Genomic DNA, 24,318 nt, shown 5'->3' with positions numbered 1-24,318 from the left:
GGACCCTCCTCACCACGGGATCAGATACCGGACAGGTCGACCCAGTGCGTCAGCTTCAGCCACGCACTGCCCGTCCCCGAGAGCTGGTACTTCACCTCGGCCAGCACCCGTGGGGAGGTGAGAGAGTTCTGCGGTGGCTTGATCTGGAAGCCCCATCCGGTGTTGTAGCTATAGCTGTTCGCCGTCGGCGCCTTCTTGATGATCGACGGCACTCCACCGCCGCTGTAGATCTCCACCTTCCGCTCTTTGAGTCCGAACCCCGGGTCGGGCGTCCAGCTGCCCGTGACCTTCTCTGTCCGAATCTGATCGCCCTTCAAGGTGTACTGGATCGTGATCGACGACTTGACCGAACCGTTGTCGTGATTCCCGCCGACGGAGGACCGCGGGGCGATGATGCCCGGCTCAGTTGGAGCAGCTGATGATTCGGTCGAAGGGATCCGCGCCTCGATCGTGGCCGACGTGCTGTTCGTATCCACAGGGATCTGCTCCGACTGCTGATACACGATCGCTCCGGTCCTCACATCCGTGACGACGACTGTCGAGTTCGCGTACAGATGCTCCTCTGTCGCCGCGTGAGCGGCGGCGGGCAGCGAGAAGGACAGAAGTACCGCGGTGGCCGTGGCGAGTGCGACTTTCTTTCGTGTTTTCATGACGTCTCCGGTCGTTGGATCGGTGCCGGACGGCACCGACACTCTTTCGAGTGCGTCGAGCAGAACACACGGTGCGATTGCTGTCGCCGACTGTGTCCTGCTGTCGCCGACTGTTTCTCGCCGTCGCCGACTGTGTCGTTCGATGACGCACGGCCAGGGCACAGGCGTGCGCGGTCGATCCGAGTCGGGTGAAGACGGTCGACCTGTCGCTGTGACGCCGTGTGACACTCGATTCCGCGTGCGTCGCGCGGCCTGCCTAACGTATTCGAGTCCCCCAAGAGAGGAACTCCTTCACATGTCACGCCGTACCACTTCCATCCTGGCCGCGCTCGCCGCGGTCCCGCTCTTCGTCGCACTCACCGGGTGCGCCACGGGGTCGTCCGATGCCGGATCCGGCAGTGAGGGATCGTCCGAGAACGAGGTCGTCAAGATCGGCGTCGTCGGCGAGAGCGATCCGCAGTGGCCCGCGTTCGTGGATGCGGCTGCGGCGGAAGGAATCACGGTCGAGCTCGTCGATTTCGGTTCGTACGAGCTTCCGAACCCTGCGTTGAGCGAGGGCGAGGTGGACCTCAACCAGTTCCAGCACATCGTGTATCTGGCTCAGTACAACGAGGCATCGGGCGATGATCTCGCGGCGATCGGATCGACGCAGATCTACCCGCTGGGTCTCTATTCGACGAAGTACGATTCCGTGAAGGACATCCCGGAAGGCGAGACCGTCGCTGTACCCGATGATGCTTCGAACCAGGCCAGGGCGCTGCTGGTGCTGCAGGCCGCCGGACTCGTCGATCTGAAGGACGGCGGCACCGCCTTCTCGGATCTCGCTGACGTCGATGAGAGCACGTCCAAGGTCAAGGTCACAGCGCTGGAAGCGGCCCTCACCCCTGAAGCCCTGCCCGATGTCGCAGCAGCCGTCATCAACAACGACTTCGTGGAGGACGCGGGGCTCTCGTTCGACGACGCGCTCTTCACCGACGACCCCGAGGACCCGAGTGCGCTCCAGTACGTGAACATCTTCGCGTCGCGCGCCGAAGACGTCGACAACGAGACCTACCTCAAGCTGGTCGAGATCTTCCAGACCGACAAGAACGTGCAGGAGGGCCTGGCGAAGTCGTCGGGCGGCACCGGCGTCACGTTGCAGACGCCGGCCGACGAGCTGGCCTCGCTGCTCAAGGACGTTCAGAAGGACGTCGCGGCGAACAGCTGATCAGGTCGACCTGAGAGAATCGGGCGACGCGCGAGCGTCGCCCGATTCGTCGTCTGCAGGTCGACCACGCCCTTCCTTTTCCCCTTCAAGACCGGAGCACTCCATGCCCATCGTGTCCCTCGAGAACGTATCGAAGAGATACCCGTCCCCGGCTGGGGCTGACGAGCAGATCGCGGCGGTCGACGGCGTCACGTTGCAGATCGATCAGGGAGATGTCTACGGCATCATCGGATACTCCGGCGCAGGCAAGTCGACGCTCGTGCGTCTCATCAATGCTCTGGAGCCTGCCTCCGAGGGGCGGATCACTGTCGATGGCGTGGAGATCACGGCTCTCGCGGAGCGCGAACTGCGCCGGGTGCGCAGTGGAATCGGAATGATCTTCCAGCAGTTCAACCTCTTCTCGTCGAAGAGCGTGCGGGCGAACGTCGCGTATCCCCTCAAGCTGGCCGGGTGGTCGAAGCCCGACATCGAGGCGCGTGTCACCGAGCTGCTCAGCTTCGTGGGGTTGAGCGACAAGGCGCGCTCATACCCCGAACAGCTCTCCGGCGGTCAGAAGCAGCGTGTGGGCATCGCCAGAGCCCTCGCCACGAGGCCGGCCATCCTCCTCGCAGACGAGGCGACCAGCGCGCTCGACCCGGAGACCACGCACGAGGTGCTGGCACTGCTCAAGAAGGTGAACGAGGAACAGGGCGTGACGATCGTCGTGATCACACATGAGATGGATGTCATCCAGACGATTGCGACGAAGGTCGCCGTCATGGACCGCGGTCGCGTCATCGAGCACGGCGACGTGTTCGAGGTCTTCTCCAACCCACAGCACGCCGCTTCGCAGCGGTTCGTCGGCACGGTCGTGAAGGGGGTGCCCTCTCCGTCTGAACGGGCGGTGCTCCGTGAACGTCACGATGGACGCCTCGTGACGTTCTCGTTCCGTGACGGCGGTCCGTCCCAGGCGCAGGTCTTTCTCCAGCTCGCCGACGCGGGACTGGAATTCGAGCTCGTGTTCGGGGGCATCAACGACATCCGCGGACGTGCCTTCGGACACCTCACTCTCGCGATCCGCGGCGAGGACGGTGTCATCGAGCAGACGCTCGCGAGCATCGCCCCACATGTCGACGTGTCCGACATCGACAGCGAGGAGGTGCGCTGATGGATCGTCTCATCGAGCTGGGGCCCGAGTTCTGGACGGCTGCTGTCGAGACTCTCTACATGGTCTCTCTCACGCTGGTGCTGGGCGGCCTGCTGGGCGGTCTGATCGGCGTCGGTCTGTACCTCACCAGGCCGGGAGGGATGCTGCAGAATCGGGCGGTCTCCGCAGTCCTGAACCTCTTCATCAACTTCTTCCGCCCCATCCCGTTCGTGATCCTCATCACGGTGCTGATCCCGTTCTCGCGTTTCATCGTGGGCAGCGGCATCGGCACGAACGCCGCAATCGTGGCGCTCGTCGTGGCCTCGATGTTCGCGATCGGCCGCATCGTCGAACAGCATCTCGTCGGGGTCTCACCCGGAGTGATCGAAGCCGCACGCGCCATGGGGGCCGGCCCCTGGCGGACGCTCTTCACCGTCGTGATCCCGGAGGCCCTGGGGCCGCTCATCCTCGGGTACACGTTCGTCATCGTCGCCCTCATCGACATGACCGCGATGGCGGGTTACATCGGTGCAGGCGGTCTCGGAAACTTCGCACTGACCTACGGACGTCGTCAGTTCGAGCCCGTGGTGATGTGGGCGGCCGTGCTGCTCATCGTCGTCTTCGTGCACGTGGCGCAGACGCTCGGAACCCGCCTGGCCCGCAAGGTCATGCGCCGCTGACGGGGCTCTCGACCGGGTTCTCGTCGGCAGGCGCCTCCTGTAGGGTGCGACGAGTGGTGAACACCCGCTCCGTCCCGCTCAGCGGATCGATGAAGCGCAGTTCACGAGCGAGCAGCTGCAGCGGGCGGTCGAAGTCGTCGGGCAGGTCGTCGAGCAGCTCCGGGTAGAACCGGTCGTTCAGGATGCCGATGCCGAGGGCGGCCAGGTGCACGCGCAGCTGATGCATCTTGCCGCTGTGCGGGCGGAGCAGCGTATGCACCACGCGATCGTCGCTGCCGATCAGCGCGATCAGCGTCTCGGCGTTCGGCTCCCTGGCATCGTCGACCTGCACACGCACCTGGGCGCGGGGCTTCTCGATGTGGTTGCGGTAGACGAGCGGGAACGAGGGGAGCTCGCCGTGATCGGGGAGCTCCGACACCGCCTCGTACACCTTCTGCACCTGCCGCTTCTCGAACATCAGCTGGTAGGCGCCGCGGGTCGCCGGTCGTGTCGAGAACATCAGCAGGCCGGCGGTCGCGCGATCCAGCCGGTGGATCGGCGCCAGGTCGGGATTGTCGAGGAGGTTGCGCAGGCGCACCAGCGCCGAGTTCTGCAGGAACTTGCCGCCGGGAGTCGTGGGCAGGAAATGCGGCTTGTCGACGACCACGAGATGCTCGTCCTGGTGCAGGACCTCGATCTCGAAGGGGATCCGCGTCTCGACGGCGGGTTCGCGGTAGTACCAGACGAATTCGACGCTGCCGAGCGGGGCGTCGCGAGGGACGGGGGAGCCGTCGGCCCGCACGATCTCACCGCGGTCGAACCTCTGGAGAAGACGCTCGGGGTCGAGGTGGAAGAAGCGCTCGACCATGTAGGCGGCGACGGTGGGCCACGAGCCGGAGAGGGGCACGTGCAATCGTGTGGCTCCCACGCCGTCGCGCACGGGGAGGGGGGAGGGCATGCCCATCAGATGCGGCCGGTCACGAGTCGAAGCTCAGGCTCAGCTTGCGCAGCAGCCCCGCGAGGCGATCCCGATCCGAGCGCGAGAGGGCCTGCAGCAGGTCGGCCTCCACGTCGACGAGACGCGTGATGGCGGCATCCACGCGGATGCGCCCATCGTCGGTGAGCGTCACCAGCACGCTGCGCCCGTCGCCGGGGTCGGCCTCGCGGCGCACGAAGCGGCGGCCGACCAGACGGTCGATCCGGTTGGTCATCGTGCCGCTCGAGACCAGAGTCTGCTGCAGCAGCTGCTTGGGGGAGAGCTGGAACGGCGCCCCTGCTCGACGCAGCGCCGAGAGCACATCCCATTCCCAGTGCTCCAGGTCGCTGCGGCGGAACACGTCGCGTCGGGCACGGTCGAGGTGGCGTGACAGCCGGTCCATCCGCGACAGCACCTCGAGCGGGGAGAAGTCGAGGTCGGGGCGCTGGGTGTTCCACGCGCCGACGATCCGGTCGACCTCATCCACCTCGCTCATCCGCCCATTATCGCGTGTGCGGCTCGGGGATCAGGACGCCGCCGGCAGGTCGATCGTCATGAAGGTGCTGTGCGGGTCGAGGACGTAACCGCCGAAAGGGCCGCACTCGCGGAAGCCGGCGGCGGAGTAGAGGGCGCGCGCCGGGACGAAGAACTCGGCGCTCCCGGTCTCGAGCGAGACGCGGCTGATGCCGCGCGCGTCGGCATCCTCCAGGAGGAAGGCGAGCATGGTGCGTCCGAGACCGCGCCCGCGCAGCGCGGGGTCGGTGCGCATCGACTTGATCTCCTCGTGCCCTTCCTCCACCGTCGCCAGGGCGCCGGTGGAGACGGGGCGGCCGTCGAGGTGCCCGGCGAACAGCCGCACTCCCGGCGCGAGCAGACGCTCGAACACCAGGGCATGACGGCTCTCCGGTGGAGCCGTGTGCTCCAACTCGGCGTGGTGGGCGATCAGGAACTCGGCGAGGGCGGGGTCTGCGGTCTCCACCCGTTCGATCACGATGCTCATGACGCCAGCATCCCAGAGCGGTGTTTCGGGTGGATGACGCACGGGGTGTCAGCAGAACCGGGGCTCGGGCATGGCAGACTTGATGCCGCGGCGCCCTCGTGGGCGGCGCGGTCCGCCGTGGTGTAATGGCAGCACGACAGCCTTTGGAGCTGTGAGGTCTAGGTTCGAGTCCTGGCGGCGGAGCATGACTGGGAACAATCTCGCCATCATCGTCCTCGCCGCAGGCCAGGGCACTCGCATGAAGTCGCGCCTGCCGAAGGTGCTGCATCCGATCAGCGGACGTCCACTGGTGGGGCACGTGCTCACCACCGCGGGGCGGCTGCAGGCCGCGCACGTCGAGGTCGTCGTCCGTCACGAGCGCGACCAGGTGGTCGCGGCGCTCGCGGTCGATTACCCCGATGCGGTCTTCGTCGACCAGGACGACATCCCCGGGACCGGTCGTGCGGTGCAGGTGGCCGTCGATGCCCTCCCCGCCGACTTCGACGGCGACGTGCTCGTGCTCTCCGGCGACTGCCCGCTGGCCGATGTCGACACCCTCTCCGCGTTCCTGGCGGAGCACCGCGCCTCCGGCGCACCGGCCACGCTGATGACGGCGCTGGTCGACGATCCGACCGGCTACGGACGCGTCGTCCGCGATGCCGACGGGGGAGTCGACCGCATCGTCGAGCAGAAGGACGCCACCGCCGAGGAGGCCGCCGTCCGCGAGATCAACGCCGGGATGTACGTGTTCCGTGCGGCGACGCTTCGGGCCTACCTTCCGCGGGTCGGCGTCGACAACGCCCAGGGCGAGATGTACCTGACCGACGTGCCGGGCCTGCTCCGCCGTGACGGCGACCGGGTGGCGGCATCCGTCGTCTCCGACATCTCGGTCACCTTCGGCGTCAACGACCGCGCCCAGCTGGCCGAGGTCGGGCGCCTGCTCAACCAGCGGATCGTGCGTCGCTGGCAGCTCGAGGGCGTGACCGTGATCGACCCCGCCACCACCTGGATCGACGACGACGCGAAGCTCGCACCCGACGTCACGATCCTCCCGAACACGCAGATCCTCCGCGCCACGGTGATCGCCTCCGGCGCCGTCATCGGTCCGGACACGACGCTCGTGGACTGCGAGGTCGGGGAGGACGCGATCGTCCGCCGCACCGATGCCACTCTGGCCGTGATCGGTGCCGAGGCGACGGTCGGCCCGTTCTCGTTCCTCCGCCCCGGCACGATCCTCGGAGCCCGGGGCAAGATCGGCGCCTACGTCGAGACCAAGAACGCCGAGATCGGCGAGGGCAGCAAGGTTCCGCACCTCTCCTACGTGGGCGACGCGACGATCGGCCGCGGGGTGAACCTGGGCGCGAGCACCATCACGGCGAACTACGACGACGTCAACAAGCACCGCACCGAGATCGGTGACGAGGTGCACACCGGGTCGCACACGGTGCTCGTCGCGCCCGTTAGGCTGGGAGCCGGTGCGAAGACCGGTGCAGGCGCCGTCGTCCGCAAGGACGTCCCCGCCGGCGCGCTGGCCATGAGCGTCGCCCCCCAGCGCAACATCGAGGGCTGGGTCGAGAAGAACAGAGCAGGGACGGGCGCGGCGGATGCTGCGTCCCGCGAGAATTCGGCGGAATAGGCGGACATGGCGCGCAAGAAGAAGACGGTCGATCTGGATCGCGACAACGGCGTGGCCCCCGGGATCATCGCGAAGACCAAGAAGCGGCTCGTCGTCGCCGGTGGACGTTCGCATCCCGAACTCACCGCAGCGGTCGCCGAGGCCCTCGGCACCGAGATCGCACCGGTCGAGCACCGGACGTTCGCCTCGGGCGAGATCTACGCCCGCTTCGAGGTCTCGATCCGCGGTGTGGATCTCTTCCTGATCCAGACCTTCGGCGAGCCGGTCAACGAGTGGCTCATGGAGACGCTCATCATGATCGACGCCGCCAAGCGCGCGTCGGCCAAGCGCATCACCGTCGTCGCGCCGTATTATCCGTATTCGCGTCAGGACAAGAAGGGCCGCGGTCGTGAGCCGATCAGCGCCCGTCTCGTCGCCGACCTGCTGAAGACCGCGGGCGCCGACCGGGTCATGAGCGTCGATCTGCACGCCGCGCAGATCCAGGGCTTCTTCGACGGTCCCGTCGACCACCTGTTCGCCAAGCCCGTGCTCCTGGACTACTTCGAGCGCACGCTGTCGTCCGAAGACCGTGAGATCCTCACCGTCGTCTCGCCCGACATGGGCCGCGTGCGCGTCGCCGACACCTGGTCGGACAGCCTCGGCGCACCGCTGGCGATCATCCACAAGCGGCGCGACCCGAAGGTCGCGAACCAGGTCTCCGTGCACGAGATCGTCGGTGCCGTCGACGGCCGCACCTGTCTCCTCGTCGACGACATGATCGACACCGGTGGCACGATCGTCAAGGCCGCCCAGGCGCTCAAGGCGAACGGCGCCCACCGCGTCATCGTCGCAGCGACGCACGCGATCTTCAGCGACCCGGCATCCGATCGGCTGCAGGACTCGTCCATCGACGAGGTCGTCATCACCGACACGATCCCGCTCACCGAGTCGCGTCGCTGGGACAAGCTGACCATCCTCCCGATCGCCCCGCTGCTGGCGCGCGCGATCCACGAGGTGTTCGAAGACGGCTCGGTGACGAGCATGTTCGGCGGCGACGCGTAACGCATCGTCACGGCACAGCCCGCGCATAGCCGGGGTGCTTACGGTCGAATGGCCGACGAGCGCGTCGGCCGACACCGAGCCGGGAGGACCACCATGATCCGCACGACCGTACCGACCTCTGTCCGCAAGGGAACCGCACTCCTCGGGATCGCGGGACTCTTCGTCCTCGCCGGATGCTCCGGAAACGCCGACGCCGAGGCGCCCGCCGACAACAGCAGCACCCCTGACGCCGGTTCCTCCTCGTCCTCCGGTGGCGACTCCACGGGAACCTACGCCGACGGCACCTACACCGCCGAGGGGTCGTACCAGACGCCCGAGACGGTGGAGCAGATCTCCGTCACCCTGACCCTCGCCGACGGCGTCGTGACCGATGTCGAGGTGACCGGCGACCCGCAGGCCCCAGAGAGCAAGCAGTACCAGGGGCAGTTCATCGACGGGATCGACAAGCAGGTCGACGGCAAGGCTCTCGACGACCTGAACGTCAGCCGCGTCGCCGGCTCGTCGCTCACCAGCGGTGGGTTCAACAAGGCCGTCGAGGCGATCAAGGAGCAGGCCGCCGCCTAGGCGCCTGATTCTCCATGGCGAGCTGGCGTTTCGAGGCCATCGGGACGCAGTGGGAGATCGAGACGACGGAACCCCTGCCGGAGTCGGCACGCGCTGCGGTGACGGCGGAGATCGACCGCTTCGACCGCGAGTGGTCCCGATTCCGTGCAGATTCGGAGGTCGTGCGCCTCGGACGTGAGGGGGGCGGCTTCGCCTCCGCCGATGCCCGGCCGATGCTCGACGCGTACCGTGAGCTCTCCGCCGCGACCGGAGGCGCCGTCAACCCGCTCGTCGCGGACAGCCTCGCCGCGCTCGGGTACGACGCCGACTACTCCCTCGTGCCGGGCGATCCCGTGCGCGCACCGGGGGCCTGGGAACAGGACGTGTCCTGGACGGATACCGATGTCACGGCCTCGGCGCCTGCCCTGATCGATGTCGGCGCGCTCGGCAAAGGGCGTCTCGTCGACCTCGTGGCGGCGGCGTTGGCCGCGGTGCCCGGAGACCTCGTGGTCGACGCCGGTGGTGACATCCGGGTCCGCGGCTCCGGTGTGCGCATCGGCCTCGAGCACCCGTACGATCCGACGAAGGCGATCGGGGTCGTCGATGTGCACGACCAGGCGCTGTGCGCCTCGGCGATCAACCGGAGGGCGTGGGGGAGCGGGCTGCATCATGTGCTGGATGCCCGCACCGGGATTCCCGTGCGCACGTGGGCCGCGACCTGGGCATGGGCGCCGGAGACGATGACGGCCGACGCCGTGGCGACGGCTCTCTTCTTCGACGGCGGTGTCGAGCTCGCAGCGATGTGGAACGTCGAGTGGGTGCGCATGAGCACCGACGGGCGCGTGCAGCGCTCGCCCGGATGCCCGGCCGAACTGTTCGTCACCGCGGGGCCGTCGCACCCCTCAGGTCGGAATTAGGGAAGAGTGGAGAAGTGATCACCTCATTCGCCGCCGCACGACAGCGGGTCCTCGCGGTGCTGGGATCGTTGTCGATGTACCGCCTCGTGCTGTTCGCGCTCGTCGCTCTCGCGGTCATCGCCTTCGTCCTGTCGCTCTTCGGCGTGATCGTGTCGCCGACCCCGCTCGAGCTCGTGGCCTCGTTCCTCGTGCTCGCGGTCGTCATCTCCGCCGTCGACGCGGTGGCGCAGCGCATCCTCCGGCTGCCCTGGCGCGTCGAATCGTCACTGGTGACGGCACTCATCCTCCTGTTCGTCCTCCGGCCGGGCATCGAGCCTGGCGCGCTCCTCGGCCTCGCCCTCGCCGGTGCCGTCGCGAGCGTCTCGAAGTATCTGATCGCATGGCGTGGGCGGCACATCTTCAACCCCGCCGCGTTCGGGGCGGCCGTGGTCTCGATCCTCGGCGCTTTCGGAGCGTTCGAGTGGCTGGGGACCTCGTCGTCGTGGTGGGTCGGCACGCCGGTGCTCACGATCCCTGTGGCGGTGCTGGGCCTCGCCGTGCTGTGGCGCACCGAGAAGATCCGGATCGTGCTGGTGTTCCTGCTCGTCGCCGTCGCCACGTCGGTCGTGCGTCAGATGGTGCAGGCCACAGAGTTCGACATCACGTTCGACATCGTGACCGCACTGCAGTTCGCGGTGCTGCAGTCGCCTTTCCTGTTCCTCGGGGCGTTTATGCTCTCGGAGCCGCTCACCCTCCCGCCGCGCCGTCGGCAACAGCTCGTCGTGGCCGTCGTGGTGGGTCTGCTCGCGGGGTGGCCGATCTCGGTGGCCGGGCTGTTCACCCTCGGTCAGGAGCGTGCGCTGCTGATCGGCAACCTGGTGGCGTTCGCGTTCGCCCTGCGCGGTTCGGTGCGGCTCGTGCTCGAGCGGCGTGAGTTCATCACCCCGACCGCGCAGGAGCTGACGTTCCGTGCCAAGGGGCGCGTGCGCTTCCTTCCGGGGCAGTACCTCGAGCTCGACGTTCCGCATCATCGCCCCGACGCCCGCGGAACCCGGCGGGAGTTCAGCATCGTGTCGGCACCCGCCGATCTTCCGACGTTGCGCATCGCGTACAAGAACGGCGACCAGAAGCATCCGTCGAGCTACAAGCGCGCTCTCGCCGCCGCAGAGCCGGGGGCGACCTTCGCGGTGACCGGCACCTGGGGGGATTTCATCCTTCCTCGCGGAGACCAGCCGGTGCTCATGGTCGCGGCCGGCATCGGAGTGACACCGTTCGTCTCGCAGCTGCGGCAGTTGCAGGCGACTGGTCAGCGCCGCGATGTGGTGCTCGTGTATGTCGCCTCCGACGCCTCCGAACTCGCCTTCCGCGATGAGCTCGCCGCGACGGGGGTGCCCACCGTGGTGTTCACACGTGACGAGCCTGGCGACCTGCCCGCGCACTGGTCCTGGGCGCGAGGCGCACGTCTGGATGCGGAGACCCTGGAGCGCGCCGTCGCCGACCTGGCCATGCGTCATGCGTTCATCTCGGGCCCGCCGCGGCTCATCGCCGACCTCGCCCCTGCCCTGCAGAAGGCCCGCAGCCTCACCACCGACGCGTTCGCCGGATACTGAGTCGACCGACCCGTCGGGTCAGGCCTCGGCGGTGTCGTCGTCGGCTGCCGCCGGGTTACGCGGGATGCGGACGGTGAAGGTCGTGTCACCGGGTTCGCTGGTGACGGTGATGAAGCCATGGTGCCCTTCGACGATGGCCTTCGCGATCGCGAGTCCGAGGCCCGTGCCGCCGGTCTGCCGGGCCCGCGAGCTGTCTCCACGGGCGAAACGGGCGAACAGCTCGTCACGGATGGCGGGGTCGATGCCCGGACCGTCGTCGTGCACGCGCAGCACGGCATCCTCACCCTCCTGCGCGACGCTCAGTGTCACGGTCGTGCCGGCGGGCGTGTGGGTGCGGGCGTTCGCGAGCAGGTTCGCGACGACCTGATGCATGCGTCCGGCGTCTCCCACGATCGTGACGGGTTCGTCGGGCACGTCGATGTTCCAGTGGTGGTCGGCCGCGGTCGGGCGTGCGTCCGAGAGGCCTTCCAGGGCCAGCTGGGTCAGGTCGACCGTGCCGTAGACGAGCTCCTGGCCTTCGTCGAGTCGGGCCAGCAGCAGCAGGTCCTCGACGAGGCGTGTCATCCGCAGCGACTGGGCCTGGATGCGCTCCAACGACGAGGTCGTGCCCTCGATGACCTCGGGACGCTCCGCCTGCGCGTTCGACTGACGCAGCGCGCGCAGCGACAATTCCGAGTATCCACGGATGGAGGCGAGCGGGGTGCGCAGCTCGTGGCTGGCGTCGGCGACGAAGCGCCGCATCCGCTCCTCGTTCTTCTGGCGGGAGGCGAGCGACGTGTTCACATGATCGAGCAGCTTGTTCAGGGAGGCTCCGACGATCCCGGTCTCGGTGCGCGGATCCGCCTCGGACGCCGGTACGCGCTCGGTGATCGTCACCTCGCCGCGATCGAGCTGCTGGTTGGCGACCCTGGTCGCGGTCATCGCGACAGCACGCAGCGGTCGCAGACTCACTCTGATCGTGATCGCAGTGGTCAGCGCCAGCAGGATGAGCCCGCCGATGGTCGCGAGGGCGATGACGGTGAGCAGTTGCGTGAGCTGGTTCTGGATCTCGTCACGGGGGAGTCCGGTGACAACCACGACGCCCGTGCTCGCAGGGTTTGCGACGACCCGGTAGGAACCGAGCCCCGCGAGCGAGACGGTCGCCGGCGTGCCGCTGCCCAGAGCGCTGATGAGTTCGTGCAGCTGATCCGCTGTGAGAGCCTGGGATGTTCCGCCGAGGTCGCCGTTCGAGTTGTCGAAGGCGATTCCGGTTGCCCCGGTGACAGGACTCGCGACGGCGAACAGCAGGCCGGGAATCTGCGGGTTGCCGCCCTTGAGGATGTTGTCGACCGTGGCTCGTTCAGCCGGGACCTGTTGGACGAGCTGCTTCGTGATGCCCGCGGCATAGCTCTCGACCTTCTCGTCGAGCTGCCGCTCCAACGTGCTGCCCAGCGTCGCGCTGGTGATGACGGCGACGATGATGAGGATCAGCGAGACGAATCCGATCACGGCGGTCATCAGCCGTGTCTGCAGGCTCATCGGCCGTCTCATCACCGTCGCTGAGCTCACTGCGGAGCCTTGATCATGTAACCGACGCCCCGGACGGTGTGCAGCAGCGGTGTGCGGCCGGCATCGATCTTCTTGCGCAGGTAGGAGATGTACAGCTCGACGACCGACGACTTGCCGCCGAAGTCGTAGCTCCACACCCGGTCGAGGATCTGCGCCTTCGAGAGCACACGGCGTTCGTTCCGCATCAGATAGCGCAGCAACTCGAACTCGGTCGCGGTGAGCTCGATCTCGGTGCCGTCGCGCACGACCTCGTGACTGTCCTCGTTCAGGGTGAGGTCGGCGACGCGCAGGATCGACTGCCCGTCGTCGGCCGTGGCGTGACCGGTGCGCCGGATGATCGCGCGCAGACGGGCGATCACCTCTTCCAGGCTGAACGGCTTCGTGACGTAGTCGTCGCCGCCCGCGGTGAGCCCGGCGACGCGATCGCCCACGGCGTCCTTCGCGGTGAGGAAGAGCACCGGGACGAGGTTGCCGGACTCGCGGAGCCGCTTGAGCACGGACATCCCGTCGAGATCGGGCATCATGATGTCGAGCACCAGCGCGTCGGGCTCGAACTCGCGCGCCACCTGGAGGGCTTCCATCCCGGACGAGGCCGTGCGCACCTCCCAACCCTCCATGCGCAGGGCCATGGCGAGGAGATCGGTGAGCATCTGCTCGTCGTCGACGGCGAGGATGCGCAGGGGGGAGCCGTCGGGGCGGCGCAGTTCGGGCAGGTCGCTGGTCATGTCCCTATTCTGCGGAATCTCCTATGCGATTTCTATGGAGAATGCTATGTGTTCTCTGAGAGATGCCGCGTCGCGAGGAGACGACGCGCTCACGCGATGCGCTCGTCGGGAAGCGCGAGGAAATCCATGCCGTCCTGCAGGGCGAGTCGGTCGGACAGCACGCCGACCGGTCCGTCGAGGTGACCGCCTGCGCGCACCCCGAGCCTCTTGGGGCCCGACAGTGCGTGATAGACCGCGAACTGTCCGCGCGGGTCCACCGCGGGGTCGAGCACCGCCGCGCTGACGTGCACGGGTATGCGCAGGCGCCGTGCGGCGGTCGCCGCATCGAAGTAGTCGAGCACCGGCCGCACCTCCGGGTGGTGACGGAGGTGCTGGCGAACGGCCTCTCCGCTCCCGGTGCAGTGCCGCGAGAGGCGCACATCGTGGTTCCCGAAGCTCGGCACGTCGAGAGCCGCACGGCGGAACCGGGCATCCCAGGGGAGCGCCAGGGCGCCGATGCCACCGCCGAAGCTGCCGCCGCTGAAGTCGAGAGCTGTCGCCGCCGACGGCGCCATCTCGAGGAGGACCGTCGCCGCCCGCCAGATGTCGGCTGCGCTGAACCGATGCGAGTACGTGTCGCGGTGTGCGATTCCGGCCAGCACGTGTTCGTCGGGCGAGACGGGGAAGCGGCTGGCGGTGCCGACGTGCGTCCCGGGGGCGACGGGGAAGATCGCCGCGGTGCGGGCGGGCACCCGTTCGATGTCCGGTCCGGTCCGACCGCCGTATCCGTGTCCGACGACGAGGCCGCTGCGGACGTCGGCGGTGGCGTGCGGCAGCATCACGAAGGCGGTGGCGTCTTCCCCGGCCGAGGAGCGGAAGCGGATCTCCGTCACGCGATGCGTCGCGGTCGCGGGGTGCTCCAGTGCGACCTTCCACGCCACCGGTCCGACGCCGAACTCCTGGAATGTCGCCTGCCAGAAGTCGTCGAAGTCCTCGGGCTCGTCCGGCGATGCGAGCGGCGTGAGCAGGGCGCCCAGCGAGTACTCGGTCATCTCCTCGGGAGGATTGTGGGTCACCGCGGGCGTCCTTTCCAGATGGTCTGCCTCGATGACGCTACCGGCGCCGACAGGGGGAGAAGCGCGCGTGATCGGCGAGGCGGATCCATTGACATGATCGCATATGAATTGCATTATGTGCATCATGGATTCAATAGATGGCAACGGAGCCGAAGACCATCCCCTGCTGTGGAGCCGCCGCTCCGTGCTGCGCATGCTCGTGATCGCCGGTGTGCTTCCTCCGGTGCTGGGCTCGCCCTACGGCTCGGCCCCCGCCGCCGCGACAGAACTCACGACGTCGGGAGGGGTCTACGCCGATGCCCTCCGTCGCCTGGACAAGCCGAACCTGGCATTCACCCAGGTCGCACAGCTGGTCGGGGACGACCACCGCATGACGTTCTTCCAGGCCACCTGGGACGGCGGGGCGACGATCGTGCGCGATCTCGAGGTCAAGCGCAACGGCGGCTGGCTGGCGATCACCGATCCCGCCCACCGGTTCGACGAGCAGTGGCTGGTGCTGGAGGGGACGCTGCCGTCGGGGAGCGCGCCGGAGCTGTACGGACCGCTCACGCCCAGCTGGCTCGGATTCACCTCGTTCCAGGTGCTCGGGCCGCAGGCGATCGAGCTGACCACGAGCACCGACGATGTCGACCTGGTCGTGCGGTGGCGCCTGGAGGGCGCCCATCCTGAAGCGCACTACGTGGTGACGGCCAAGACCGCGGGGGACTACATCGTCGGCTATCAGAGCCAGGATGCGAAGTCGCTCGACGACCTCGACGAGGTGCTGTGCGGTTCGTACCAGCACGCGCTCTCGGTGCTCGACGGTTCCGCGCCCCTGGGAGCGTGGGAGCTCTTCGCCCCGATGGCGCTGACGCAGTACTCCGTGGGCGACGTCGCCGTCACCTCGGGTGTGTACCTGCCGTCGGAGGTGGCCGAGTTCGTGCACGAACGGCAGCTCATGTCGGATCGGCAGCCGTACGGCATGAGCCTGCGCAACGACAGCCTCGACATCGTGCCGTCCATGTACTCGCCGCAGCCCGGGCTGCGCACGGCCATGACGGTCGGACAGCAGCGCGGCTTCGCCTTCGGCATCGCCGCTCGAGCCGACACCCTGTACGGCACCTACACGCAGCTGTGCCGGAACGAGTACGGCCTCACCGCGTATCGGCGCAATGTGTACGACCGTTCGCTGACCGACGCGGTGCACGCGATGACCGCCCTGATCGCGGTCGAGCCGAGCGGCGACGATTCCGTCGACTACGTGCCGTCGTACTCGGGCTGGTGGAACCGCGCCAAGGGATTCGTCGACGTCGAGAACGAGGATGCGGTCCGCACGGCGGCCAGCGGAGTCGTGCTCGCCGCGCACTACCTGACCGGGACCGCCGACAGCACGCTCTACGACCGTCGCGCGCGTCCGCTCGTGGAGTACCAGCTCTCCCGCAAGGGCATCGGGCACACGCCGATGATCGGCAGCCCGGTGTACAACGACAAGACGCAGTACCGGATCGGGAAGATCCCCACCGATGCCGTGAACCTCGCGTCGCTCTACCAGCTCACGCACGGCCGCAACGCCGGCATCCAGCGGCTTGCGGTGCAGGCGACCAAGGCGGGCGTGGTCGGGCAGAGCAGGGCGCCGTTCTCGAACGCGCTGGCGACCTACCGCGTCACGGGGGATCCCGCCTATCTGGCGGAGGCGACGCTGATCGCCCGGAGGTATGCGCAGGAGCAGATCCTCACGCCGTATCGCAGCAACGGCCAACCGCCGGGAGGCTTCGCCTACAGCTTCTCGAAGTACTGGGTCGACCTTCTGGAGATGTTCGAGGCGACGGGCGAGACCGAGTTCCTCGACGGGGCATATCGCGAGGTGCAACGGTTCATCACGCAGACGGCGGTGCGCCCGGTTCCCGACACGAACGTCACGGTCCCGGTCGGAGCCGTCATCAAGCAGCAGTACGACTGGGAGTCGCGTTCGTCGCTCCCGTCGTACCCGACGACGAACGTTCCGACGGAGACGGTGCCGGCCTGGTACGTCTCGCCCTCCGGCCTGACGTTCGAGGCGCTGTCGTCGTTCAAGCTCGGTGTCAGCACGTTGACCAACCCGGGCGGCGGCTACGTGTTCAACCCGTGCTGGGCCGGAGCTCTGCTGCGCCTGGCACATCACACCGGAGACGAGCTGCTCGCTGACATCGCGCACAACATGGTGATCGGACGGTTCACCACGTATCCCGGCTACTACGGACGGCAGTTCCAGGTCGCGCACATGAAGCCCGACTTCGCGACGAGCGGTCCGGTGGGGATCACGGGCTACTACTTCCACCACGCGCCCGCCCAGCTCGGACTCGCGATGGACTACCTGATCAGCGAGAGCTTCTACCGCAGCGCCGGCGCGATCGAGTTCCCGCACGTGTTCGAGGCCGACTTCGCCTACTTCAAGTTCTTCGCCTACGGTCATGCGCCGGGAACGTTCTTCGGCGAGGACGGCGTGTGGCCGTACTTCCCCGAGGGGCTCATCGGGGTCGACAACCCTCTGGTCAACTGGATCGGCGGCGTCGGCAACGGTGCCCTGTACGTGAGCCTCACCAACTCCGCGGGCACCGCGCAGCAGGTGGTCATCGACCTCTCCACCGATCTCACCGGCCTGCCCCGCAGCTCGTCGACCGCGGTCGAGGTGGTCGCCGCGAACGGCGCCCGCTCGACCTCGGCGGCCCAGAACGGTCGCGTCACCGTCACGGTGCCCGCACGCGGACTGCTGGCCCTGGTGGTGCGGAACGTCACGGTGCAGCGGCCGGGGCTGCCGTTCGATGACGTCGTCGATCACGGGCGCGACAGCTTCCACGAGATCGACTCCGACCCCGCCACCGAGTACGGGGTCGCGCGCGGGATGCTTCTGGTGCGTCCCGACGGGCAGGGGTACGACGCCTACGTGCAGATCGACACCGAGCAGCAGGCCACGCTGTCGTACCGCATCGGTGCGCAGGCGGTGCAGCAGGCTCCGCAGAAGGCGTACCCGTTCGAGTGGACGATCCCCGTCGACGACCTCACCAAGACGTTCCGGTACACGATCACCTCCGGGGGCACGACCACGCCCGAGGTCACCCTCCAGCTGCCGTCGCGGATCAGCGGGGCCAACCCCGGGCTGGCGGGCGATGTGATCGCGCAGGCGACCGGAACCGCGGGAGACCGGGTTCCCTTGATCATCGAAGTGCGCAATGCGACGGACGACCCCGTCACCGGCACCGTGGCTGTGACCCTGCCGTCTGGCTGGAGCCTCGACGGTGCCGTCCCGGCGATCTCCGTTCCCGCGCAGGGCTCCGCGCGGGTCGAGTCCGCGGCCGTCATCGCGACCGCAGCGGCGCTCGGCGAGGTCGAGGTGAAGGCGAAGCTGTCGGTCGCCGGCGAGGACCCCGTGACGCTGCGCCCCGCCGCGATCGAGGTGATCGACCGTCGCCGCCTGGTGTCGCTCACCTCGGACGTCGAGATCGTCAGCGGTCCCGGCGCGGTCGCGAAGCTGACGGCACTCGTCATCAACACCGGGGTCACCCCGCTGCAGGGCACGCTCGCGCTCTACGGCCTCACCGGGTGGAGCGTCGGGCAGCAGAGTGCGACGATCACGGTGCCGCCGAGGTCGGATCTGACCCACACCTGGACGGTGACGGCAGGGGCCGGCGTCGCGCCGGGATCGTCGACCCGATTCGAGGCGCGCCTGGACCAGACTCTGCGACGCGGAGTGCTCGTGCGCGTCGCCGATGAGGGCGTGATCGCACACACGCAGTCGCCGTGGCCGGGCTACCTGGAATCGGGCAACTGGTACCCCAGTGGACTCTCCGGCTGGAACGGCACGCGCACGCGCTACAGCGACTCCGACTCCGTGGGCAGCACCGTGACGTGGAACGTCGACCTTCCGCAGGCGGGGCTCTACCGCGTCTCGGTCTGGTACCCGACGAACCCCACGACCACGACCGCGGCCGCCTACGTCGTCGAGCATCAGAACGGCAGCTCCGAGGTGATCGTGGATCAGACCCAGGGCGCTGCAGCGTGGCGATCGCTGGGTTCGTTCCGCTACGCGGCCGGTGCGACCGGAACAGTGCGGCTCGAGGTCCGCAACACCAGCATCCACCGCGTCAGCGCGGCGCAGTTCGTGCGCATCGGGGACTGACATGACGAAAGGGGTGGGCCGGCCGGAGAGATCCGGCCGGGCCACCCCTTCGTGGTGGGTGCGGAGGGGCGTCAGTGCCGCACGTACTCCTTGATCGCGTCCTCGTCGACGGTCACGCCGAGGCCGGGACCGGTCGGGACCAGGAACCCGCCGTCGGCACGCACCTCGAGCGGTGTCGTGAGCAGGCGGTTGGCGACCGGGAGCGTGAACGGCTGGTACTCGAACGCGAGGAGCGAGGTGGCGCTCGCCGCGACGTGCACGCCGGCAGCCATCGCGATGCCGAAGGCGGCCGAGTGGTGCGGGGCGACCTGCACGTGGAACGCGTCGGCGACTGCCGCGATCGCGAGCCCCTCGGTGATGCCGGTGCGGCCGATGTCGGGCTGCGTGAGGCCGACAGCGCGGCGGGTGAGCCAGTCGGTGAACTCGAAGCGGCTGCGCATCGCCTCGCCCACCGCGATGGGGGTGGCGAGCGCGGTCGCGAGGTCGCGGTGTCCCTCGACGTCTTCGGGAGCCAGCGGCGCCTCGAAGAACCATGCCCTCCGGTCGTCGAGCTCCCGACCGAGGGCCCGCGCCTCGCCGAGCCGGTAGGTCCAGTGCGCGTCGAGCGCGACGTCGAGGTCGGGGTGCACACCCCGGACCGCGTCGTAGGTGGCGAGGTCGGTGCGGATGTCGACGCCGAGGTGCAGCTTGATGCGGCGCACGCCGCCCTCGACGAGCTCGGCCGCCTTCTCCGCCCGCTCGACGTCGTCGACACCGCGGATCCCGGAGACATAGGTCGGCAGCACTTCGTGGAAGCGTCCCCCGGCGAGCTCGGAGACCGAGAGGCCGGTCGCATGGCCCCAGAGATCCCACAGGGCGATGTCGACGGCTGCCATGGCGTCGGCCTGGTGGCCGGTGAGGTGCCCGCGCTCGCGCATCGACTCTGTCATGCGGTGCCAGAGCGTGCGCACCGAGCGTGGGTCCTCACCGAGGATGAGGGGGGTGAGCAGGTTGTCGACGATCGCCGCGGCGACGACGGGGGCGACCGGCGCCAGCGCCTCGCCCCAGCCCACGAGACCCTCGTCGGTCTCGATCTTCACCAGCAGGGTCTCGTAGCCGGGGGAGTAGAGGCTCCGCCAGGGCGGGCGGATCACGTAGCCGCGGTGGTCGACTGCGGTGTCGCCGGCGTAGGAGTTGTTCGCCTCCTCCTTCGACAGGTAGAGGGGGAAGGTCTGGACGCGCGTGATTCTCACAGGGGTCTCCAAAGACATCGAGGGGCGAGCGGCCGGCGGCTGGTGCCGCGGTCAGGGATCAGGATCGGATCAGGGGGCCGCGTCGCGGCGGAGGAGTCAGAGCGCGGCGAAGGCCGACGCGGTGCGGGAGGGGCTGTAGCCGAGAGCCACGGAGATCTCGTCGGCCGCTTCGATCAGCTGCAGCGCGAGTTCCTGGTGCGGGGCGTGCAGATCGAGCACCGAGAGGGGACCGCTCGCGGAGAGCCCGGCGACGATCTCACCCGCGCGGTTGCGGATGGGGGCGGCGATGCACGCGCGTCCGAAGGCGAGCTCCTCGATCTCGGTCGCATAGCCCCGGCTGCGGGTCTCGTCGAGGGCGAGCTGCATGGCTGCACGGTCGACGATCGTATGAGGGGTGAAGCGCTGAGGCGTCTGGGCGAAGTACTCGTCCACCTGCTCATCGGTCATGCCGGAGAGCAGGGCCTTGCCGAGGCCGGTGGCGTGCAGAGGGCCGGTGCGTCCGGCCATCGCGAAGGACTTGGGCGCGAGCGCGCCTTCGAAGTTGCAGAGGTAGGTGAAGGTGAAGCCGCTGAGCTCGGCGACGTTCACGCCGATCTCGATCTTGCGGGCGAGGTTCTGGGCGATCTGCCGCGACGCGCGGAAGATGGGGGAGCCGTTGAGGGCGATCGTGCCGAGCGCCACGGCTGCCGGTCCCAGGCGGTAGAGGCCGGTGCGGGCGTCCTGCACCACGAACTTCATGCGGTCGAGTGCCGACATCATGCGCGAGACGGTGGACTGGCCGAGCCCGGTGAGCGTGCAGAGTTCGGAGACCCTCAGCTCGCCGGACTCCTCGGTGAAGCATGCGAGCAACGACATCGCCCGTTCGACGGTCTGGGTGCCGCCCACCGATTCCGATGCCATGGTCACTCCTCCTCAGTACTGCCGCCGCGGATGCGACGCTGCGGCTGGTCGCCGCTGCCAGTCATCTTATGCAGTGAAATGGCTTCGAGCAACACAAATGTGGGTGTCTTATGCATTTTGTGGATTTCGCATCCGCATTGTGGTTAACTGGCCGCACGTCGACGTTGACGACTGTGACGACGACGCGCAGGGCCCCCGGGGGTCGTCTCTACTGGAAAGTGACTGCAATGCAACAAGCCATACTCGAGCGGCCCGCGGAGAGCGAGCAGAAGGCCGTCGAGCCACGCTCCGGGCGACGCTCCACGCTGGGCGCGAAGGATCGCACCTTCGGTTTCATGATCGCACTTCCTGCGGTCCTGCTGTTCCTCGTGATCGCGATCTTCCCCCTCGTGTCGAGCATCTTCACGAGCCTGTTCGATCAATCGCTCCTGCGTCCCGAGCGCACCTTCGTGGGTCTGGACAACTATGCGGCCGTGTGGGAGGAGTTCTTCGCCCGGCTCGGCACGACCCTCGTGTTCGCGTCGCTCTCCACGGTCTTCCCCCTCGTGCTCGGTGTGGCTCTCGCCCTGCTGCTGAACGCCCGCATGCGCGGACGCAACATCCTGCGCGGCGCTCTCATGCTGCCCTGGCTGCTCCCCGGCGTGGTCGTCTCCTTCCTCTGGGCGTGGATCTTCAACGACAGCTACGGCGTCGTCAACCACGTGCTCTCGGTCTTCGGCCTGCCGGAGGTCAGCATGCTCGGCACCCCGACCGGCGCGATGGCCGCCGTGGTCATCGCCAAGACCTGGCACTCGTTCCCGTGGATCATGGTCGTCGCCCTCGCGGTGCTCCAGACCCTCCCGAGCGAGCAGATCGAGGCGGCCACGATCGACGGTGCGACGCGTGCGCAGCGGTTCCGCCACATCTCGCTGCCGCACATCGCCGGCCCGGTCACCCTCGTCGCGGTGCTCGAGTTCATCTACAACTTCGGCAACTTCGACACGATCTTCGTCATGACCGGCGGCGGGCCCGGCAATTCGACCACGACGCTCGCGGTCAGCCTCTACGACCTGGCCTTCGGCAGCTACGAGCTCGGCAAGGCCTCGGCCATGGGCACACTCTGGCTCGTCCTGCTCGCGATCATCACGACCGGATACCTGTTCCTCAACCGACGGCTGGAGAAGTGATGCGCCGTAGTCGCGATGTGGGGGAGTCGATCATCCGCCCCCACCTGTCCATCCCGGGGCGCGTGCTGCTCCTGCTCCTCGCTCTGTTCGGCCTGCTGCCGGTGTACTGGCTCACGGCGACCGCGTTCACGAAGAAGGAGGACGTCTTCTCCCTGGACCGTCCGTTCTTCCCGGTCGACCCGACTTTCGAGAACTTCGTCGGCTTCTTCCAGAACGACCTGCTGCTGAAGAACCTCATGAACAGCATCATCGTCTCCACCGGAACCGCTCTGCTCGCGGTCCTGGTCGGCGGCCTGATGGCGTACTCGCTGTCGAAGTTCCGCTACCGCGGCCGGAACGCCGTCATGTTCATGTTCCTCATCGGCCAGCTGATCCCCGGCGCCCTTCTGCTCATCTCGCTGTACCTGATGCTGAGCTCGGCCGGGCTGCTGTACACCTACACGGCGCTGATCATCTCGTTCACGACGTTCACACTGCCGCTCGCGGTGTTCCTGTTGAAGGGCATCATCGACGCCCTCCCCGACGACATCATCGAGGCGGCGAAGGTCGATGGCCTGTCGCGCACGGGCACGATGTTCCGCATCGTGTTCCCGCTCGTGGTCCCCGGTCTCATCACCGCGGGCATGTTCGCGTTCATGCGCGGCTGGAGCGATCTGCTCTTCGCCCTCACGCTCGCCGGCCCCGACAAGCAGACTCTGCCCGCCGGACTCACCCAGGCGTTCATCCGTGAGGGCACGGCCGACTGGCCGGCACTCATGGCGGCGTCCCTCATCACCTCCCTCCCGCTCGTCATCATCTTCATCCTCCTGCAGCGCTACTTCGTCTCCGGCCTTGCCGCCGGAGCGGTCAAGGGCTAGCGATGCACCGCAGAACAGCTCGTCCCCCTCATCCCGAAGGAGCAGTCTCATGAACATCTCGAACTCGCAGCTGAGCCGCCGAGCCTTCCTCGGAGGCGGCACGGTCCTCGCCGCGTTCGGCGCTCTCGCGCTCGCCGGCTGTGCCACTCCCGCCGCCCCCGGCACCGGTGCCGGAGCCACGGCCGCCGGGGCCACGAAGGCCAAGACCATCAACTTCTACGGCAACTCGCTCGGCGAGGAGGCCCTGAAGTCGGCATGGCAGGGCATCCTCGACGGATTCTCGAAGCAGGAGGGCGTCAAGGTCGCCCCCGTGATCTACCCGTACGATCAGGCGGCCACCCAGCTGGCGCTGACCGGACGCTCCGGCAACCTCATGGGCGTCGGACAGTCGGGCGGGTGGCAGGTGCTCACCCCCATGAACGTGCTCGCCGACCTCTCCGACCTCGCGAAGGGGCTCGGCATCCCGCAGGGTGTGCTCGACTCGTACACGATGGACGGCAAGCTGCTCGTGCTGCCCCTGACGGCCGCCGGCATCGGCATCATCACCAACGGAGAGATCGCGAAGAGCGTCGGCATCAAGTCGGGCATGACCGTGGAGCAGTTCGCCACGGCGCTCGAGAAGATCAAGAAGCAGGACTCCTCGTTGATCCCGTACGCCGCCGTCACCAAGAACCCCGACCTCAAGGACGCCGTCCCGTGGATGTGGGGCTTCGGCAGCGACGTCGTCACCGACGATCTGAAGTGCACCCTGGGCGACGCCGAGAGCGTGAAGGCCGTCACCTGGTACAAGTCCCTGCAGGACGCAGGGCTGACGCAGACGAACGTGGCGCGCAGCGATGCCCGCATCCTGTTCGCGAGCGGACGGGCGGCCCTGTACGACGACGCCCCGCTCGCATCGACCTTCGTCAAAACGAACGGTGCCGCCCAGAACATCATCGACAACATCGGCGCGATCTCGCGTCCGACCGCCGGGGGCAAGGATTCGTTCAACCGGGCCTGGGGCAGCGGTGTCTTCGCGACGGCGGGCGAGGGAGAGCTCACGAGCCGTGACTTCATCCTCTACGCCGCGACCAATGTCGAAGCGGCGACCGCGCTGTACGAGAACTCCGCGGTGGCACCTGCCGCCAAGAGCGTCGCCGACAAGATCCCGGCCCTCGCGGCAGACAAGTTCCAGGGCGCGTTCCGCACCGAGGTCTCCGAGCACGCCCGTGGCGCCGCCTGGGACCGCGTCGCGGTCACCGCGCAGATCGATGCGGCCATCGGAGCGGGGGTCGCGACGATCCTCGCCGGTCAGGTCGAGGTGCAGGCCGGCCTCAACGCGCTGAAGAAGGAAGTGCAGGGTCTGCTCGACGCGAACGCCTGAGCGGATCGCAGAGT

The 24,318-nt window shown here is 68.0% G+C and carries 21 protein-coding genes and 1 tRNA gene; 13 read left to right on the top strand and 9 right to left on the bottom strand.

Going from position 1 to position 24,318, the window contains the following annotated elements; all coding sequences use genetic code 11:
- Positions 1 to 20: 20 nt before the first annotated feature.
- Entirely contained in the window at positions 21 to 650 is a 630-nt protein-coding gene (locus DW307_RS16460; protein ID WP_136025231.1) for a hypothetical protein, read from the bottom strand.
- Between the two features lie 295 nt (positions 651 to 945).
- Here DW307_RS16460 and DW307_RS16455 point away from each other — a divergent pair, with 295 nt between their 5' ends.
- The 3 genes from DW307_RS16455 to DW307_RS16445 all read left to right on the top strand — a co-directional run bounded on the left by DW307_RS16455 (position 946) and on the right by DW307_RS16445 (position 3,663).
- Positions 946 to 1,857, top strand: a complete 912-nt coding sequence (locus DW307_RS16455) for a MetQ/NlpA family ABC transporter substrate-binding protein (protein WP_021198778.1) — start codon at positions 946 to 948, stop codon at positions 1,855 to 1,857.
- Between the two features lie 103 nt (positions 1,858 to 1,960).
- Positions 1,961 to 3,004: a methionine ABC transporter ATP-binding protein gene (locus tag DW307_RS16450; RefSeq protein WP_136025230.1), complete on the top strand. Its 1,044-nt coding sequence runs from the start codon at positions 1,961 to 1,963 to the stop codon at positions 3,002 to 3,004.
- A complete protein-coding gene (locus tag DW307_RS16445; RefSeq protein WP_021198776.1) occupies positions 3,004 to 3,663 on the top strand; it encodes a methionine ABC transporter permease in 660 nt (219 codons plus the stop codon). The genes DW307_RS16450 and DW307_RS16445 overlap by 1 nt, the downstream gene beginning before the upstream one ends.
- On the opposite strand, the gene DW307_RS16440 is transcribed toward DW307_RS16445, so the two are convergent.
- Genes DW307_RS16440 through DW307_RS16430 form a run of 3 tightly spaced genes read right to left on the bottom strand, consistent with a single transcriptional unit; the run spans position 3,650 to position 5,618 of the window.
- Positions 3,650 to 4,600 carry a pseudouridine synthase gene (locus DW307_RS16440; RefSeq protein ID WP_197020511.1) on the bottom strand — a complete coding sequence of 317 codons (951 nt, stop codon included), beginning with the start codon at positions 4,598 to 4,600 and terminating at the stop codon, positions 3,650 to 3,652. The two genes, DW307_RS16445 and DW307_RS16440, sit on opposite strands and share 14 nt — an antisense overlap.
- 19 nt (positions 4,601 to 4,619) lie before the next feature.
- Positions 4,620 to 5,114 carry a MarR family winged helix-turn-helix transcriptional regulator gene (locus tag DW307_RS16435; RefSeq protein WP_029260528.1) on the bottom strand — a complete coding sequence of 165 codons (495 nt, stop codon included), beginning with the start codon at positions 5,112 to 5,114 and terminating at the stop codon, positions 4,620 to 4,622.
- A 30-nt stretch (positions 5,115 to 5,144) separates the two neighbouring features.
- Positions 5,145 to 5,618 carry a GNAT family N-acetyltransferase gene (locus DW307_RS16430; RefSeq protein WP_136025229.1) on the bottom strand — a complete coding sequence of 158 codons (474 nt, stop codon included), beginning with the start codon at positions 5,616 to 5,618 and terminating at the stop codon, positions 5,145 to 5,147.
- A 111-nt stretch (positions 5,619 to 5,729) separates the two neighbouring features.
- Here DW307_RS16430 and DW307_RS16425 point away from each other — a divergent pair.
- The 6 genes from DW307_RS16425 to DW307_RS16400 all read left to right on the top strand — a co-directional run bounded on the left by DW307_RS16425 (position 5,730) and on the right by DW307_RS16400 (position 11,323).
- Positions 5,730 to 5,801 (top strand) — tRNA-Gln (locus tag DW307_RS16425).
- A gap of 1 nt (position 5,802) precedes the next feature.
- Positions 5,803 to 7,233: a bifunctional UDP-N-acetylglucosamine diphosphorylase/glucosamine-1-phosphate N-acetyltransferase GlmU gene (gene glmU / locus DW307_RS16420; protein ID WP_136025228.1), complete on the top strand. Its 1,431-nt coding sequence runs from the start codon at positions 5,803 to 5,805 to the stop codon at positions 7,231 to 7,233.
- Between the two features lie 6 nt (positions 7,234 to 7,239).
- Entirely contained in the window at positions 7,240 to 8,274 is a 1,035-nt protein-coding gene (locus DW307_RS16415) for a ribose-phosphate diphosphokinase (protein WP_136025227.1), read from the top strand.
- A 93-nt stretch (positions 8,275 to 8,367) separates the two neighbouring features.
- The gene (locus DW307_RS16410; protein WP_029265766.1) at positions 8,368 to 8,838 is read left to right on the top strand and encodes an FMN-binding protein; all 471 of its coding nucleotides are present in this window, start codon (positions 8,368 to 8,370) and stop codon (positions 8,836 to 8,838) included.
- 14 nt (positions 8,839 to 8,852) lie between these two features.
- Positions 8,853 to 9,734, top strand: a complete 882-nt coding sequence (locus DW307_RS16405) for an FAD:protein FMN transferase (protein WP_029265764.1) — start codon at positions 8,853 to 8,855, stop codon at positions 9,732 to 9,734.
- Positions 9,735 to 9,748: 14 nt separating this feature from the next.
- Positions 9,749 to 11,323 carry an FAD-dependent oxidoreductase gene (locus DW307_RS16400; RefSeq protein WP_029260532.1) on the top strand — a complete coding sequence of 525 codons (1,575 nt, stop codon included), beginning with the start codon at positions 9,749 to 9,751 and terminating at the stop codon, positions 11,321 to 11,323.
- Positions 11,324 to 11,341: 18 nt separating this feature from the next.
- On the opposite strand, the gene DW307_RS16395 is transcribed toward DW307_RS16400, so the two are convergent.
- The 3 genes from DW307_RS16395 to DW307_RS16385 all read right to left on the bottom strand — a co-directional run bounded on the left by DW307_RS16395 (position 11,342) and on the right by DW307_RS16385 (position 14,651).
- Positions 11,342 to 12,841, bottom strand: coding sequence for a sensor histidine kinase (locus tag DW307_RS16395; RefSeq protein WP_021198767.1), 1,500 nt, complete (start codon positions 12,839 to 12,841; stop codon positions 11,342 to 11,344).
- Between the two features lie 26 nt (positions 12,842 to 12,867).
- The gene (locus DW307_RS16390) at positions 12,868 to 13,596 is read right to left on the bottom strand and encodes a response regulator transcription factor (RefSeq protein WP_017828429.1); all 729 of its coding nucleotides are present in this window, start codon (positions 13,594 to 13,596) and stop codon (positions 12,868 to 12,870) included.
- A gap of 89 nt (positions 13,597 to 13,685) precedes the next feature.
- Positions 13,686 to 14,651 carry an acetylxylan esterase gene (locus DW307_RS16385; protein ID WP_051667894.1) on the bottom strand — a complete coding sequence of 322 codons (966 nt, stop codon included), beginning with the start codon at positions 14,649 to 14,651 and terminating at the stop codon, positions 13,686 to 13,688.
- A gap of 124 nt (positions 14,652 to 14,775) precedes the next feature.
- On the opposite strand from DW307_RS16385, the gene DW307_RS16380 reads away from it, so the two are divergent.
- A complete protein-coding gene (locus tag DW307_RS16380) occupies positions 14,776 to 18,786 on the top strand; it encodes a golvesin C-terminal-like domain-containing protein (RefSeq protein WP_136025226.1) in 4,011 nt (1,336 codons plus the stop codon).
- Between the two features lie 71 nt (positions 18,787 to 18,857).
- On the opposite strand, the gene DW307_RS16375 is transcribed toward DW307_RS16380, so the two are convergent.
- Positions 18,858 to 20,018 (bottom strand): mandelate racemase/muconate lactonizing enzyme family protein, encoded by a 1,161-nt coding sequence (locus tag DW307_RS16375; protein ID WP_029265757.1) that lies wholly within the window; start codon positions 20,016 to 20,018, stop codon positions 18,858 to 18,860.
- A gap of 96 nt (positions 20,019 to 20,114) precedes the next feature.
- Complete coding sequence (locus DW307_RS16370; protein ID WP_021199741.1) at positions 20,115 to 20,918, bottom strand: IclR family transcriptional regulator; 804 nt, start codon at positions 20,916 to 20,918, stop codon at positions 20,115 to 20,117.
- Between the two features lie 227 nt (positions 20,919 to 21,145).
- On the opposite strand from DW307_RS16370, the gene DW307_RS16365 reads away from it, so the two are divergent.
- Genes DW307_RS16365 through DW307_RS16355 form a run of 3 tightly spaced genes read left to right on the top strand, consistent with a single transcriptional unit; the run spans position 21,146 to position 24,304 of the window.
- Complete coding sequence (locus DW307_RS16365; protein ID WP_021199740.1) at positions 21,146 to 22,084, top strand: carbohydrate ABC transporter permease; 939 nt, start codon at positions 21,146 to 21,148, stop codon at positions 22,082 to 22,084.
- A complete protein-coding gene (locus DW307_RS16360) occupies positions 22,084 to 22,941 on the top strand; it encodes a carbohydrate ABC transporter permease (protein ID WP_021199739.1) in 858 nt (285 codons plus the stop codon). The genes DW307_RS16365 and DW307_RS16360 overlap by 1 nt, the downstream gene beginning before the upstream one ends.
- Before the next feature lie 49 nt (positions 22,942 to 22,990).
- Positions 22,991 to 24,304: an extracellular solute-binding protein gene (locus tag DW307_RS16355; RefSeq protein WP_021199738.1), complete on the top strand. Its 1,314-nt coding sequence runs from the start codon at positions 22,991 to 22,993 to the stop codon at positions 24,302 to 24,304.
- Positions 24,305 to 24,318 lie beyond the last annotated feature (14 nt).

Origin of the sequence: Microbacterium sp. K27, assembly GCF_004794435.1 — a bacterium.
Lineage (GTDB): Bacteria > Actinomycetota > Actinomycetes > Actinomycetales > Microbacteriaceae > Microbacterium > Microbacterium maritypicum_A.
This window is presented reverse-complemented; position numbering and strand designations above follow the sequence as displayed.

Excerpts from the sequence above, each read along its gene's own strand:
- DW307_RS16450 (WP_136025230.1), top strand. The coding sequence starts at position 1,961 with ATGCCCATCGTGTCCCTCGAGAACGTATCGAAGAGATACCCGTCCCCG.
- DW307_RS16460 (WP_136025231.1), bottom strand. The coding sequence starts at position 650 with ATGAAAACACGAAAGAAAGTCGCACTCGCCACGGCCACCGCGGTACTT.
- glmU (WP_136025228.1), top strand. The coding sequence starts at position 5,803 with ATGACTGGGAACAATCTCGCCATCATCGTCCTCGCCGCAGGCCAGGGC.
- DW307_RS16445 (WP_021198776.1), top strand. The coding sequence starts at position 3,004 with ATGGATCGTCTCATCGAGCTGGGGCCCGAGTTCTGGACGGCTGCTGTC.
- DW307_RS16355 (WP_021199738.1), top strand. The coding sequence starts at position 22,991 with ATGAACATCTCGAACTCGCAGCTGAGCCGCCGAGCCTTCCTCGGAGGC.
- DW307_RS16405 (WP_029265764.1), top strand. The coding sequence starts at position 8,853 with ATGGCGAGCTGGCGTTTCGAGGCCATCGGGACGCAGTGGGAGATCGAG.
- DW307_RS16370 (WP_021199741.1), bottom strand. The coding sequence starts at position 20,918 with ATGGCATCGGAATCGGTGGGCGGCACCCAGACCGTCGAACGGGCGATG.
- DW307_RS16390 (WP_017828429.1), bottom strand. The coding sequence starts at position 13,596 with ATGACCAGCGACCTGCCCGAACTGCGCCGCCCCGACGGCTCCCCCCTG.
- DW307_RS16430 (WP_136025229.1), bottom strand. The coding sequence starts at position 5,618 with ATGAGCATCGTGATCGAACGGGTGGAGACCGCAGACCCCGCCCTCGCC.
- DW307_RS16395 (WP_021198767.1), bottom strand. The coding sequence starts at position 12,841 with ATGAGCCTGCAGACACGGCTGATGACCGCCGTGATCGGATTCGTCTCG.
- DW307_RS16440 (WP_197020511.1), bottom strand. The coding sequence starts at position 4,600 with ATGCCCTCCCCCCTCCCCGTGCGCGACGGCGTGGGAGCCACACGATTG.
- DW307_RS16455 (WP_021198778.1), top strand. The coding sequence starts at position 946 with ATGTCACGCCGTACCACTTCCATCCTGGCCGCGCTCGCCGCGGTCCCG.
- DW307_RS16360 (WP_021199739.1), top strand. The coding sequence starts at position 22,084 with ATGCGCCGTAGTCGCGATGTGGGGGAGTCGATCATCCGCCCCCACCTG.
- DW307_RS16415 (WP_136025227.1), top strand. The coding sequence starts at position 7,240 with ATGGCGCGCAAGAAGAAGACGGTCGATCTGGATCGCGACAACGGCGTG.
- DW307_RS16435 (WP_029260528.1), bottom strand. The coding sequence starts at position 5,114 with ATGAGCGAGGTGGATGAGGTCGACCGGATCGTCGGCGCGTGGAACACC.
- DW307_RS16410 (WP_029265766.1), top strand. The coding sequence starts at position 8,368 with ATGATCCGCACGACCGTACCGACCTCTGTCCGCAAGGGAACCGCACTC.
- DW307_RS16380 (WP_136025226.1), top strand. The coding sequence starts at position 14,776 with ATGGATTCAATAGATGGCAACGGAGCCGAAGACCATCCCCTGCTGTGG.
- DW307_RS16365 (WP_021199740.1), top strand. The coding sequence starts at position 21,146 with ATGCAACAAGCCATACTCGAGCGGCCCGCGGAGAGCGAGCAGAAGGCC.